The sequence below is a fragment of the Lactobacillus sp. W8174 genome, from assembly GCF_016100975.1.
GTDB classification, from domain to species: Bacteria; Bacillota; Bacilli; order Lactobacillales; family Lactobacillaceae; genus Lactobacillus; species Lactobacillus juensis.
The window spans coordinates 155733-170627 of the sequence record NZ_JACFRN010000002.1 but is presented as its reverse complement, the minus strand read 5'-3'; the positions used below and the strand labels follow the sequence as shown (position 1 = coordinate 170627).

At 39.5% G+C, this 14895-nt stretch carries 10 protein-coding genes; 2 read left to right on the top strand and 8 right to left on the bottom strand.

Features of this window, described 5'->3' with window-relative positions; genetic code table 11:
* Positions 1-7 precede the first annotated feature (7 nt).
* From H3U49_RS03795 to H3U49_RS03780, 4 genes are all read right to left on the bottom strand, one after another.
* Positions 8-1708, bottom strand: coding sequence for a LytS/YhcK type 5TM receptor domain-containing protein (locus H3U49_RS03795; RefSeq protein ID WP_198180074.1), 1701 nt, complete (start codon positions 1706-1708; stop codon positions 8-10).
* Between the two features lie 302 nt (positions 1709-2010).
* A complete protein-coding gene (locus H3U49_RS03790) occupies positions 2011-3981 on the bottom strand; it encodes a fructose-specific PTS transporter subunit EIIC (RefSeq protein WP_198179817.1) in 1971 nt (656 codons plus the stop codon).
* Positions 3982-3998: 17 nt separating this feature from the next.
* Positions 3999-4913, bottom strand: a complete 915-nt coding sequence (gene pfkB, locus H3U49_RS03785) for a 1-phosphofructokinase (protein WP_198179815.1) — start codon at positions 4911-4913, stop codon at positions 3999-4001.
* The gene (locus tag H3U49_RS03780; RefSeq protein WP_198179813.1) at positions 4913-5668 is read right to left on the bottom strand and encodes a DeoR/GlpR family DNA-binding transcription regulator; all 756 of its coding nucleotides are present in this window, start codon (positions 5666-5668) and stop codon (positions 4913-4915) included. Before H3U49_RS03780 ends, pfkB begins: the two co-directional genes overlap by 1 nt.
* 284 nt (positions 5669-5952) lie before the next feature.
* Here H3U49_RS03780 and H3U49_RS03775 point away from each other — a divergent pair, with 284 nt between their 5' ends.
* Positions 5953-7308, top strand: a complete 1356-nt coding sequence (locus tag H3U49_RS03775) for a threonine/serine exporter ThrE family protein (protein ID WP_198179811.1) — start codon at positions 5953-5955, stop codon at positions 7306-7308.
* Between the two features lie 179 nt (positions 7309-7487).
* The gene (add, locus tag H3U49_RS03770) at positions 7488-8507 is read left to right on the top strand and encodes an adenosine deaminase (RefSeq protein WP_198179809.1); all 1020 of its coding nucleotides are present in this window, start codon (positions 7488-7490) and stop codon (positions 8505-8507) included.
* A 102-nt stretch (positions 8508-8609) separates the two neighbouring features.
* Here add and H3U49_RS03765 read toward each other — a convergent pair whose 3' ends face one another.
* The 4 genes from H3U49_RS03765 to H3U49_RS03750 form a co-directional block, all read right to left on the bottom strand.
* The gene (locus tag H3U49_RS03765; RefSeq protein WP_198179807.1) at positions 8610-10055 is read right to left on the bottom strand and encodes an FAD-dependent oxidoreductase; all 1446 of its coding nucleotides are present in this window, start codon (positions 10053-10055) and stop codon (positions 8610-8612) included.
* Positions 10056-10120: 65 nt separating this feature from the next.
* Complete coding sequence (locus H3U49_RS03760) at positions 10121-11986, bottom strand: FAD-dependent oxidoreductase (RefSeq protein WP_198179805.1); 1866 nt, start codon at positions 11984-11986, stop codon at positions 10121-10123.
* A 29-nt stretch (positions 11987-12015) separates the two neighbouring features.
* The gene (locus H3U49_RS03755; RefSeq protein WP_198179803.1) at positions 12016-13236 is read right to left on the bottom strand and encodes a nitrate/nitrite transporter; all 1221 of its coding nucleotides are present in this window, start codon (positions 13234-13236) and stop codon (positions 12016-12018) included.
* A 30-nt stretch (positions 13237-13266) separates the two neighbouring features.
* Positions 13267-14751, bottom strand: a complete 1485-nt coding sequence (locus tag H3U49_RS03750; RefSeq protein ID WP_198179800.1) for an FAD-dependent oxidoreductase — start codon at positions 14749-14751, stop codon at positions 13267-13269.
* Between the last annotated feature and the right edge of the window lie 144 nt (positions 14752-14895).

Here is a 14895-nt window from a genome sequence, read left to right as displayed (position 1 = left end):
CTCCCTCTTAACCTTCAAAATCATTTTTTTCAGCTTGTTTTAGTGGTATCTCGGTTTGAAAAGTCGTTCCCTTCTCACCGGTTTTGATATGCAATTGACTATTAGTGCCATATAGGCCTATCAGCCGTTTATTCAAATTATAAAGTGCTGTACCGCTACCGCCAGATTCACTTATTGGTTCTTGACCCAGCCTTTTTAAAATTTCCGGTTTAATACCTACACCATTATCACTAACTAAAATCTGTAAGTAATCATTTTTTTGACTTAAATTAATGACAATTTTGTTCCCAGTTTTTCTACCTTTAAAAGCATGCTTGATAGCATTTTCCACAAAAATTTGTAAACAAAATGAAGGCAGCAGCGTACTATCAGGCACACTAATTTGATAGTTAATTGTAAATTTATGTGGAAAACGCAACTCTTCTATTCCAGTATAAGCACTAACATACGTTTTTTCCTGCTTAAGTGTAATTTCTTTTGCCTGACCATTTTTCAAGCTTAATCTAAAAAAGGTACTAAGCTGCATTAAAGCTCTATGGGCCTCGCTAACGTTAACCCTCATTAAGGCTCCAATTGTATTAATTGCATTAAAGAAAAAATGCGGATTAATTTGCACTTGTAATGCCCGTATTTCTGCTTCATTTACCAAGCTGGTCTGCTGTTCTGCAATACCAATAGCCAGTTGTCCAGAAAAAATCATAGCCAAGCCGCGAACCAGATTTTCTTCGACCACAGTCATTTCTTGTTCAGCACAAAAGTACAGCTTTAGTGCGCCAATCGTTTTTTTATTCACTTGCAAAGGGCAAACGATTGCGGAAGCTAAGGGACAATCCGGATGAGGACAACCAATTTCTTCTTTTGAATGAGCCAGTTTTTCACGTCCCGAAGCAATAACTGTTTTGGATAAATCAGTTATTACCGGTTCACCCGCAATATGGTGATCCTGACCCGCACCAACATGAGCTAATACATTAACGCGATCAGTTAAGCCTACCGCATCAAAGTTAGTATATTTTTTAATGATTTTACAGACATGCTGAGCAGAATCTGGATCCAGGCCATGACGAAAATAAGGCAAAGTTTTATTGGCCAGTTCGAGGACATCTTTGGTCTGAACCGCACGTAACTGTCGTTCATTTGATAAATAAGTTTTTAAAATTTCAATGAACAAGCAAGAGCCAATTGTGTTTAACAATATCATGGGTACAAAAATTAATTTGATCAAGCCGAAACCATGGAATGCAAAAATAAAGGCCATCTGAATTAGTTCTGCTAAGAAAGATAAAACTGCTACCCAAAAGGTTGATGGGTACAAATTATTTTTCTTAACTTTATCACCTAAAACGCCAATTAAATATCCGATTAGAACTGAACTGACAATATAAAAATAATCCGAAAAGCCACCAAAAATTACACGGTGTAAACCACCCACTAACCCAACTAGAAGTCCTACATAGGGTCCAGCAGTCAGACTGGCGGTAGTGATAACCAACATCCTGGTATTTGCTATTGAGTCAGATTGGGGCAAGCCGGTAATAATCAAAGGAGTAATAATTTCCTTAGAACTCGAAATTTCTACACCAGTGAGATTGGCAATGACAACGAAGAGTGAAAAAATAATAAATAGCCAGATTTGCGATTTTAAGGTTCTTTTTTCAATTAAATCTCTAAAAAAGCGCATGTTAACAAGGAGAAACGCCAGAATCATAATAATACCCAGGCGTTCTGATAATAATATGAATAGATTGAACACGTTTTTCTCCAATCCGTAAACTAAGTTAGAATTTACCTTTTATATCATATAAGTATGACAATTTTTTCAGCTTACGCAATAGTAATCGCATTCAACTGCTCAAAATAATACTTGAAATGGTGAAATCTGCGCCTTAAATTCACAAAATAAACTAGATAAACTTGCTTTAGGCGGATATCTTATGAGTACAAAAAAGCACCAAGCTGCCTATGTAGCTTGATGCCAATTTTTTTAATATTAATAAAAGTTCAACTTGATTATTTATCTTCTTGTTGGTCAACCGGCTTTTTCCACAGACCTAAAATGACACCCGCAACAATGGAGCCAATAATAGTAGCAACGAAGTAAAGCACAATGTGGTTAGCAAGTGGAGATACCCAGAGACCACCGTGAGGTGCAGGAACGCCAATGCGCCATAAGCCGACTAGAGCGCCACCGACAGCAGAACCAATAATACATGAAGGCAAAACGTGTCCAGCATCTGCCGCAGCAAACGGAATAGCACCTTCAGTAATGAATGAAAAGCCTAAAATCCAGTTGGTTAAACCAGCGCGGCGTTCATCCAGAGTGTATTTATTCTTAAAGAAAGTCGTTCCAATTGCGGTCGCAAATGGTGGTACCATGCCCCCAACCATTACGGCAGCCATCATCACAGCTGCAACAGTTGAATGAGGATCATTGGCAAAAGCACCGGAAGCAAAGACGTAAGCAGCCTTGTTGAAAGGTCCACCCATATCAATTGACATCATGGCAGCTAAGATAGTGGTTAAAACTACTAGGTTGCCCGTACCCATTTGGTTTAAGAAGTTAGTAATGGCAAAGTTGACGGCACTAAAGATTGGGTTAACAATGTAGTACATGATCAGGGCAATGAAGAGCAGGCTCAAAATTGGATAAATGAGCATTGGCTTCATCCCTTCAAGAGACTTCGGCAACTTGGCAAACAATTTCTTTAAGCCGACTACCAAGTATCCGGCAATAAATCCTGAAGCCAGACCACCTAAGAAACCGGCAGGAGATTTGGCATTAGTGACCACATTGGCAACATAAGCACCACCGTAGGCACCACTATAAACTGTGGCCATAAATCCGCCGACAAAACCGGGCATTAAAGCAGGCAAGTCACCGATTGATTCAGCGATGTAACCTGACAAAATTGGCACCATGAACGCAAAAGCCATGTTACCGGCATTATTTAAGAAAATGAATGCAGGGGACTTTGGACCACCAGCATAGTTTTCCACAATAAAGGAGATTGCCATTAAAATACCGCCACCGATAACAAATGGCAACATGTGTGAAACACCGTTCATTAAGTTTTTGTAGATTGAACCCCAAACGCCTTCTTTAGAGTTGTCACTTTCTTCATTACTCTTTTCACCATTAGAATGGTAAACGCTGGCTTTTGAGTCTAAAATGTTATCGATCAATTCGTCAGGTTTGTTGATACCATCAACAACTGGGCGAGAAATTAATAGCTTACCATCAAAGCGAGGCATGTCAACTTTCTTGTCCGATGCAATGACAACACCTTGAGCACGGCTGATCTCAGCAGCTGTTAATTTATCTTTGACACCTTCTGAACCGTTGGTTTCAATGCGCACATCAACACCGCGCTTTTTACCGGCCTTGATCAAAGCCTCTTGAGCCATATAAGTGTGGGCAATACCGTTAATACAAGCAGTAACGCCGACAATCAAAGGTTTTTCTTCCTTATTAGATTTATTTGTACTTGCAGCCTGCTCTTTTTCAGCTTGTTTGTCTTGATCCTTTTGTTTTTCAGCATCTTCAAAAAGCTGAATTACTTTTTCAGGAGTTTGCGCCTCTTTAAGTGCGCTAACAAGGTCAGGATCAATCAACAAACCGGATAATTTAGCTAAAGCTTCAAGGTGAGTATTATCAGCACCATCAGGTGCGGTAATCATAAAGAATAAATGAACCGGTTGACCATTAAGCGAATTGTAATCAATTCCTTTTTCGCTTTTAGCAAAAAGCACGCGTGCCTTGTTAATTGTCTTATTACGAGCATGGGGCATCGCAATTCCATCACCAATACCGGTGGTAGATTCATTTTCACGTGCCCAAATTGACTTAATGAATTCATCTTCGTCATTGACGATGCCGGTTTTGACTTCCAAATCAGCCATTTCCTTAACAGCATCTTCTTTATTAGTCGCTTTAAGCGACATAATCATGGATTCAGGAGCCAAAATATCTTTAATTTTCATTTTAAATTCTCCTCAAATTACGAAATTTCTTCAACATTAATTTGCGGCAAGACCGCATCAATCTGACTTTTAACAGCAATATCTTTAGTAAAAGCTGTGGCAGCACCACAGGCCATACCAATACGGAAACTTTCGGCCGGGTCCTTTGTCTTTACATAAGTACCAACAAAGCCAGCTGTCATTGAATCTCCAGCTCCAACCGAATTAACGGCAGTACCAACCGCTGCTTTGGCATGATAAAAGTGCTTAGGTGTAATTAAGTAGCCGCCTTTACCAGCCATGGAGACCATAACATTTTGTGCACCCATGTCAAGCAATTTGCGCGCACACTCAAGCATCTCCTGATCCGAATCAAATGTAGTTTTGAATAAATCAGCTAGTTCGTGATGATTTGGTTTAATCACCAGCGGTTTATAACTCAAAGTGTCTAGCAAAGCCTGACCAGTAGTGTCAATTACAAATTCTGCTCCTGCTTCTTTAATAATAGGCAAAAGTTCTTTATAAAAATCAACTGGCAAGCTTGGTGCTAAAGAACCACTCAAAACCACAATGTCACCTTTTTGCAAATCGCTAAGGCGTGCTTTAAAAGCGGTTATTTCCTGATCTGTAATATTAGGACCAGCGGCATTAATCTCTGACTCCTCTTCTGCATGTACTTTGACGTTCACGCGAGTCACATCAGAAATAGTGACAAAATCATTAACTATGCGACGCTGGTTTAGCTGACGTACCAACTCTTTTCCCGTAAAGCCACCAACAAAACCCCAGGCAGTATTATCTATATCCAACTGGTTAAGAATTTGGGAAACATTAATTCCCTTGCCGCCTGCCAGAAACGTGCAGTTATCAGCACGATTAACTTCACCACGGTTAACCTGCTCTAATTGAATTACATAATCCAAAGCAGGATTAACGGTAACCGTATAAATCATTAGCAAATCTCCTTCAAATTAATTTTAGCGGGCAACATTTTTTTATCTTTTGCACTTAAAGAAGTAGTAAGAACTGTTACATCCTTTACTTGTGCAAAAGTCGCAAAACTACGCTCACCAATTTTAGAAGTATCGGTCAAAATGTATGCCTGATCGGCCTGAGCAATCTCTATTTTCTTAATTGCTGCTTCTTCAGTATCGGGTGTAGTCAAGTTCCCCTGGCAATCAAGTCCATTGGTGCCAACGAAACTGGCAGAAAAGTTCATTTGCTGCAACTGCTTTAGAGCTGTTTGCCCCACCACAGCATGAGTATTTTCTTTAATCCGACCACCTAAAAGTATAGTCTCAATTCCATGATTAAGGGCACAAAGTGCAGTTTCTAAACCATTTGTGACAATCGTTACTCCTGGAATCATGGCAATAAAAGGAACCATTTCATAAGTTGTAGTACCTGCGTCAATAAAAATATAGTCATCTTTATGGACATAGTTTTTAACAGCATACTGAGCGATTAGCTTTTTATCATTATGATTCATAGAAAAACGAATGTGTTGAGACACATCATGAGTGAAGCTTTTGATCGACTGCGCACCACCATGTACCCGTTTAATCAGACCTTTTTCTTCCATCTGGTTAAGATCACGCCTAATTGTTGATTCGGACGTTGAAGTCATTGAGCAAAGGTCACTCACTCGACACAAGCCATGCTGGTTAACGTAGTCTTCAATCACTTTTTGCCGTTCCTGCGTTAACATACATTTCACCTCCAGACAGTATTTTATTCGCTTTAAAAATTAAAAGCAATCATTTTCAATCATAATTCATCATTTTCTTGCAAAAACGTTCATTGATAGTGAAATAAAGATAATCATAGCCGACGTTAGCGACAATTTACGATAGAGAAGCTATTACATAAAAACAGGCAACGTAACAGCCACAGTTTTTTACATGTCCATTTTAAAACTGTCAAATTGGTCCAACCACGAGTGTGGTAAAATTAAAATATTACAATATTAAAAGAAAGGCTATAAATTCAGTCATGAAAGACAAGCAGTCACCAGCACCATCATCCAAGATCTCTAGCAAACACCACATGAGAATCCACTGGAAACAATTTTTCAAAAGTTCAGATGATACTTTAGTCAAAGATATTACATTGGTAGAAAAAGGATCTTTAGTCGGTAGAGTCGGCATAATGCTACTACAATGCGGAACGGGAGCCTGGCGAGTGCGTGATTCAATGAATACAATTGCAAGAGCACTCAAAATAACTTGCTCGGCAGATATTGGTTTAGTAACTATTAGCTATACCTGCTTTGATGTTGACAATAAATCTTATTCACAAACACTTTCTTTACCTGCAACAGAAGTAAATATGAACAAGCTCAACGAGATGGAAGATTTTGTCCGCAAATTTGAAACTGAAAATGAACATTGGACAATTGGAGCAGTTCATCATAAGTTAAATCAAATCGAACGTCACACTCAAAACTATCCTTTAATTGTTTCCGCTTTGAGCGCCGGCCTGGCCTGTGCCAGTTTTATTTTTTTACTTGGTGGTGGCCTGCCAGAAATGTTTTGTACATTTTTAGGCGCTTTTGTTGGTAACTATTTACGCCAACTAATGGGTAAAAAGAAAATTACTCTTGTTGCCAAAATTACTGTCGGTGTGGCTGTTTCCTGCGCCGTGTATTTCATATGCTTTAAATTAGGAGCAACGATTTGGGGCTGGAGCAATAATCATGCCTATGGCTATATCGGTTCAATGCTCTATGTCATTCCCGGTTTTCCCTTTATTACATCTGGCCTTGATATGTCGAAACTTGATATGCGTTCAGGACTTGAAAGACTGACCTATGCTATATTAGTCGTCATGATTGCATCAATGGTGGGCTGGGGCATGGCTACGATGCTCAACTTATCGCCGGGTGCTATGCCAAAACTAAATCTTAATCCGCTTTGGTTAACAGTGTTCAGAATAATTGCCAGTTTTTGCGGTGTTTTTGGCTTTTCAATTATGTTTAATGCTAAATTATCAATGGCAACAGTGGCGGCACTTATTGGTGCGTTAGCAAATACCCTGCGTTTAAGTCTAGTTGAATTTAATCATGTGCCAGCCGCTCTAGCAGCATTCACCGGGGCCTTATTAGCAGGACTAGTTGCTAGTTTTGTACGTGATAAAGTTGGTTTTCCTCGTATTGCAATCACCGTTCCTGCAATCGTAATAATGGTTCCCGGTTTATACATGTACCGCGCTGTCTTTAATTTTGGCATTACTAACATTAATGTTGGTGCTTATTGGATTATGGATGCTTTGATGATTATTACTGCCCTGCCAATCGGTTTACTTACCGCTCGCATTTTAACAGACGCAAAGTGGCGCCATTGCGACTAAAATACTTAACTGGAATTTTTAATTATTTTACCTAGCTAGATCTTCAGTTAGGTATTTTTTCAGGAACATAAACTTCATTAGTCATTATTTTTGTTCGTTTTTTACTCTATTTTTATTATTAAAATTGTGCTAAACTAAGATAGCAAATTAAAAATAAGAACATTATTAAGGAGGATTATATGAGTTCAGTCGTTACACCAGAATTTACTCGTGGCCTGCCTAAAGCAGAATTGCACTTGCATATTGAAGGCACTTTAGAGCCAGAATTGAAACTAAAATTAGCTAAACGCAATCATGTCGATATAGGTCAAACGACCATCGCAGATGTCAAAAAGACTTATAATTACCATGATTTAGCATCATTTTTAGCTGTGTATTATCCGGCAATGAATGTTTTACAAACTGAAGAAGACTTTTACGACTTGGCTTGGGACTACTTAACTAAGGCAGCTGCCAATAATGTGCGGCACGTTGAACTCTTTTTTGATCCCCAAGCTCATACCAGTCGCGGCATTCCCTTTGAAGTCGTTTTAAACGGACTTTATCAAGCTACGATTGATGCCAGAGCTTTAAACGTCGACGCTCATCTAATCATGTGCTTTTTACGTGATTTTTCAAAGGAATCAGCTAGAAAAACACTGCAGGAAGGTCTGAAATACAAGGATAAAATTATTGGCATTGGACTTGATTCTGATGAACACAATAATCCTCCTCTAAAGTTTGCCCGCCAATTTGAAGACGCAGCCACTGCTGGACTGCACATTACCACTCACTGTGATATTGATCAAAAAGATTCAATCGAACATATCCGGCAAGCTCTAGAAATTATGGAAGTTGAACGTCTTGACCACGGTACCAATATTGTGGAAGATCCAGATTTGGTAGAATTAGCAGCCAAAAGACAAATTGGCTTGACTTCTTGTCCATTGTCTAACACTTATGTATCACCAGAGATGAAGGGTAAAGAAGTAATTGACCTTTTGAATGCAGGAGTCAAAGTATCAATTAACTCGGATGATCCTGCCTACTTTAAAGGCTATATTAGTGACAATTACTATGCTTTAGCGCAAAAATATCATCTTAGCCAAGATCAAGTAGTACAACTAGCAAAGAATTCTTTTGAAACTTCTTGGATAAGTCAAAGGCAAAAGCAATTATATCTAGATGAAATTGATCAATTTGTAAAGGCAAACGCATAATTTAAGAATTCAAGCAAAAAGGCCAGCTCTTATTAAATGAGTTGGCTTTTTCGCTGGTATAATGTTTTATTTTATTTCTTAGAAATTATTTTTTTGATTATTTTACTTCTGAGCCGCAATTGCTTTAATTGCATTGCGTCCAGAAAAGATGCAATATCCCGCATGTGTTCCCGGAATATTAACACCGTAAGTGTCACCATAAAGAACTGCAGAGCCATCGCCACCAATAGCATACAAACCTGCAATAGGTCTGCCTTTAGTATTCAAAACTTCGTTATTGGTGTTTACGCGTAGTCCATCACCTGTAGTGTATGCACCTACACCTAATTCGATAGCATAGAATGGGCCGTCTCCATCAACTGGCAACATGTATTTGGCCGGTTTATGAAAATCAGTATCTTCACCATTTGCAGCCATTTCATTATAATGCTTGACGTATGCCACTAAGTTGGGAGTATCAATTTCTTGAGCTAATTCTTCCAGCGTTGCAGCTTTATGCAGGTATTCACGACCTTCTTTTTCAGCTTGGGCAATATCATCACGCAAAGTGGGATATCTGTCTTCTGGAACAAATGGCTTCATGGATCTTGGATAAGACTTGTCAGTAAAGTCATCCAAGATCTTTTGGCTAAAGATGCAGAAGACGCGGTCTTGACGGTTCATTGAATTGCCTTCATTAGCCCAGTTGACCACAGCTGCACTTTCGTCGACAAAGCGCTCGCCCAGTTCGTTAACCCACATTTGCGGTTGATCACAAACTGAACTCCAGATAGCAGTACCCCACAATTTAAATGATGGGACTGTCTTATCTTTCAGCTGACCGCCAAACATCATTGCCATTCCAGTAAAGTACTTCTTAGCACCTAACTTCCAAGCAAGTCTCAAACCATCTCCAGTGTTTTTACCAGAGTTAACTGGAATAATATTGTCTGGATTTTGGTGAGGCGTACTTTCTAATAGTTTTTGGTCATTTAAATAACCACCGGTAGCAAGCACAACATTTTTGGCAGTAACTATTTTAGTAACTTTTTCAACCACATTGGTCAGTGTTACAGCAAAAGTGTGGTCAGAATTTTGCTTTAAGTCAGTCACTCTAGTTAGGGTAGCTATTGTGATGCCTTTTTTCTTAGCATACGGTTCCAAACCATTGTGAATGGCATCATGACCCTTGCCTTTAAACAAGTGCCAAGTTCTAGCTCCAGAACCTAGATTTGCTACCATTTCAATTTCAGCACCATGGTCTTCGAGCCAGGAAACGTTTTTGCCAGCATTGGCAATGTATTTTTGCCACATCTTGCCGTCTGCTTTGTAGTGTGAATAAGTTAACTCTTCTTTGAGCAAATCATCCTTATCAAGTGTTGCATTATCCTTTTTTTGCATTTCGGAATCAGCAGCAAAAACTCCTTCAACATAATTACCAGTACCGCCTGTTGTTTTACCTTTTTCAACAAGCAAGGTTTTCAAATTATTATCAACAGCTTCATCTGCAGCAGCAAAGCCTGCAAGCCCTGCCCCTACAATCACTACATCATATTTTTCTTGTGTCATAATTTATTCCTCTAGTAAAAAATCATGTACAAATCAGTTAATTCATACATGATTTTTGCCGTAATCTACTTACCGACTTTGGCAGTTTCAGCAGCATCGATTCCGGCTAGTCTACCAGAAATATATGCAAAGCCTAAAGTACCACCTTCAAAATCAACGTAGGCCTTACCATACATTCCTGAGGCATCGGCACCAGCTACATAAAGGTTCGGTACTGGTTCACCATTTGGAGCTAAAGCATGCATTTTTTCATCAATGGTTGCACCACCAAGAGTGCCCAAATTACGAGCGATGAATTTCACAGCGTAAAAGGGACCCTGCTCTACTGGAATCATTCTCTTAGTATCAGAGAAGAACAAATCGTCTTCGCCTTTCTTCTTAGCGTTATTGTATTGCTCAACTGATTTGGCCAAATTATTTTTGTCAACACCCATCTTTTCAGCTAATTCTTCGATAGTGTCAGCAACAAAAATAACATTGGTTGAAGCCAGTTTATTCAATAATGAAGTAAAGTCGGTCTTTTCGTGTTCATGTTTGATACTTTCTTCAGTATCAGTTGGGAAGTTAAATTCCATGTAAAACTGACGATGGTTCTTCCACTTGCCGTAATGATCTTCAATTGCGACAGTTCCGCCTTCTTTAATCTTATCCAGCATTGCCTGGTCAAAGACAACAAATTCAGTTTGTTGTGGTTGTTCTGACAATTCTGCACCATGAACAGCGAAATCAAGTGCATGAGTTTCACTGGCATAACGTTGACCACGGTTGTTAACACGCAAGTTAGGAAAATCAGCTAAGGCATTGACAGGCATCCAGTTTGGACCAACAAGTTTAGCCATTTCGCCAATATCCTTGTCACTAAAAGTTTGCCAGAAGTAATGAGTAGAACCATTAATATGGTGAGCAGTACCTGCATTCCAGGCCATGTTCAAGCCATCACCAGTGTTTTGCAAAACTTGACCTTGGGTGCTGACATCGCCAAGATACTTCTTGCGCATTTCAGGACTGCCACCAAAGCCACCAGTTGCAATGACAACTTTCTTAGCATTAACGTGAATGGTTTCTTCATCGCCTTCAGCAATTAAACCAGTAACTTTGCCTGCACTGTCTTGCAGCAATTTTTTACCGGCAAAGCCAAAGTACATCTTGCCACCGATTGACTTGAATTTTTCAATTAGTTTGGTTACGGCCTTAGTACCGCCTTCTTGATAGCCATGAAGAGTAGCTGGCATGCCAATATGGTCATAACTACCGCCTGTACCAGCATCAACCAATTTCATGATTGCGCCGTTTTCATTCAGCCAGTCAACCGTCTTACCTGATTCGTCAATAATGCGGCGTACAAGAATTGAGTTCATGTAGCCTTGAGAAGCATCCATGTATTCGTCATAGAGCCACTTCTTAGATACAACTGCATTTTGATCTTTTTGTTGTTGACTGTCACTGGCAAACATACCACCAGCAAAAGTAGTTGCACCAAGTGGAGAAATGGTTTTTTCAAACAAAGCTACACTTGCACCATGTTGACGAGCTGCTAAAGCAGCTGCCACACCAGCACCACCGGCACCAACTACTGCAACATCAACGTCAATAGTTTCTTCCTTCTTGCCAGCAGTTTGACCACCATTTTCTTTAAGGGCGTCAAAGTCGACTCCTGCCTTGTTCAGAGCTTCTTTAACGCCTTCAATAATACCGTGTGAAGTTTCAGAAGCACCAGAAACAACGTCAACATCGACTGATTGCTGATCCACAATTTTTTGCGCCATTTTCTTAAATGCGTTATCAGCCAAACTGTCGGGAGTATATTTATCTAACGGTTTAACATTTACTATCTTGTCTGAGTCAACCTCTACTTCAAGGTTGATTTGACTTTCCTTACCTTGACCAGAACCGGTATACTTTCCTGGGTTCTCGGTTATTTTTTTTGTCATATAAATGACCCCTTTCACTTTAAAAAATCTTATTCAGCATGACGACGAGCAGCGTTTGCGTCTGGTAAAACTGCCAGTACGATAATTTGCACTACAAATACAAGACCTTGAATAATAAAGGTTAATGCATAGTTCTTACCGGCAATTGAAGAAATAATAACTGGAAGGAAGAATGATAATAGCAGTGATACTGTACCAACAAGTCCACCAGCACTACCAGCGTTCTTAGGACCGATCTCTGGGAATGTAATTGGCATAGCCTGCATAATAGGACCAGTCATAGCGCCAAATACGCCGCCAAGGATTAGTGCAATGCTTAATGGCATTCCTAATGGAATATACCAAGTTATGGCCATCAACAAACCACCAAGAGCAGTAATAACAATCATCATTGGTTTAGCCTTTTTGGCCTTATTAATAATTGCGGGGCCAAAGAGTGAACCTGCTAAACTACCAATAGTAGCAACAGAAGCAACCACACCAGCAGCTGCAGGAGTCATTCCTCTGGCGGCAAATGCTTGCGGCAAAATGCCGGAAAAGGCTTCACTCGCACCCATACCAAAGCCAACAGCTAAAGCAACATACCAAGTTTTCTTACTTTTAGCAGCAGCCTTGAAGAATTCAAATGATGACTCAGATTTGCCTTGTTCTGTTTGAGGTTGTGGAATTTCTTCACCCTTAGGAGTGTCTTTAACAAAGATTATCCAGCAAACAGCTAAAACCAATAGTACAGTTGATGAAAAGATATATGCCTTTTCAACAGTTGGGAACAAAGAACTGGTAGCTTGGGAAAGCATAATTCCGACACTGGCAGAAGCAAAGAAAACACCCATAGCTGTATTAGTATCTTGTTTAAACCAAGTACCAAAGATTTTCAGAGTATTAGCATTTAGCAAAGCCATATAAACTCCGAAAAGTAACAGGGTTATAAACATTGTGATGAAGTTATTAGCAAAAAGGCGACCATATGCACCAAGTACTGAGATAACCAAACCGACAGAAACAATTTTCTTAGCTCCGAATTTATCAGCAAGAGAGCCGGCAGGAATACTTAAGAAAACTGCAATAAGCATTGGTGCCATTAATAAACTTTGAAATTGTGCTGGTGAAATATGCAGTGCTGGCATAATTTGAACAGCTAAAGCAGAAATCTGAAATTGAATGTAACTACTAATTGCGTCAAGCAAAGCAGCTATTGCTAAGATTACCCACCTATAATTTGAAAGTTTAGGTAACTGTTTTTCATCCATAATATATAAAAACTCCTTTTATGATAAAAACTAATTTTCAGCAGCATATTGTCCGGCTAAACGACCAAAGGTCTGGGCGTGACTGCAAGTAAGGCCAGGAATTCTATCTGGATAACTGCCCCAGAAGAAGCCACCACTGGCATTACCGGCTGCGTAAAGGTGAGAAATTGGATCACCATTCTTGTCAATGACTTCCATCTTAGTATTGATCCGTAGTCCATCCAGAGTAGCAAGTAAACGACCACCCATGATGACACCATAGTATGGCGCTTTATCTACTGGGAATAATCTGAACTTCTCTTTACCAAAGTCGGTATCAACGCCTTTTTCACACATCTCGTTATAACGTTTAACACTGTTAACCAGGTTATCTTTTGGCAAATTCAATTTTTCAGCTAATTCTTCAATCGTATCTGCTTTCTTAACCAGGCCGTCGTCAATTCTGCGTTGAATTTCTTCTTTGTTTTCCTCAGTATTGTAAATACCAGGCCAGCCTAAACGAGAGCAGCCTTGAGTATCAAATTGTGCCAAGTGATCCATAGTATCTTCAGACCAAATCTGTGCTTCCAGGTATCCTGGTTGCTTAGCCATCGCATTAATATCAAATTGGTAAGGAACACTTTCGTTGCCGAAACGCTCACCTTTTAAGTTAACTTTTAGTAGTGGATAAGCACCCATCCAGAAGTAGCCTGGATCTTTAAAGTCAATGACATAATGGTCTTCAGCCTTAGTGCCAACAGGAACTGCACCACGGTCAAAAATGATTTCAGCTGGTTCCTCATCGCGAGCGGCGCCGACTTTAAGACCAGCAAGAATACCTGAGCCATCATCACGAGGTCCATCTGAATAAACATTCTTCTTGTAGCCAAGTGGGTCCCATTTCTTCATTAATTCAACATTGGCACCGTAACCGCCAGTACAAATGATGACACCCTTATTAGCTTTGTACTCAGTCTTTTCGCCACTTCCGCGATCACTGGTAATTACACCAGTAACTGCACCACTATCATCTGTCACTAATTCTTCTAATCTAGTGTTGTATTTAAGGGTTACTCCTAATTCTTTAACTTTATCAATTACCCAATCGCCATAATGAGCCCAGCCATTATCAGGTGTTGCAATTGCTAACTCAGTATTGAAAGCAGTATTAACGACAGTTTCATAGTGGGCATCTTTTTGTGGTCTCAAAACGCCACCATTTGGTTTCAAAATATTATCTTCAAGCCAATTGGCAGTTTCATCTGCATGATTTGCCCAAGTCCACAATAAGCGTTCATCAACGTTATCTTGGAAGAACAAGGTTAAAAAGTTCATTAGTTTAGCTTTATCAACTTTAATTCCTGCTCTTCTTTGGGCGTTACTGTCCAGCGCAGCAAAGAATGAACGGAATAAAAATCTTGAACTTCCTTGCTTGTCAATCAGGAGAACTTTTGCTCCCTTTTCAGCAGCGGCACAAGCTGCCATAGCGCCAGCATTGCTGGCACCAGCAATAATGACATCATAAGTATTTTCCATTTTTATACCTCACTTCTTTAAACAAATCCTTTAACCGTTTTCATAATACTATGAATCAAGTGAATTTATGCACCATATTTAGAATTAAGAATTACTAAATGGAATACAGAACATAACAGTTTAAAAAGGCAAAATAAAAAATGC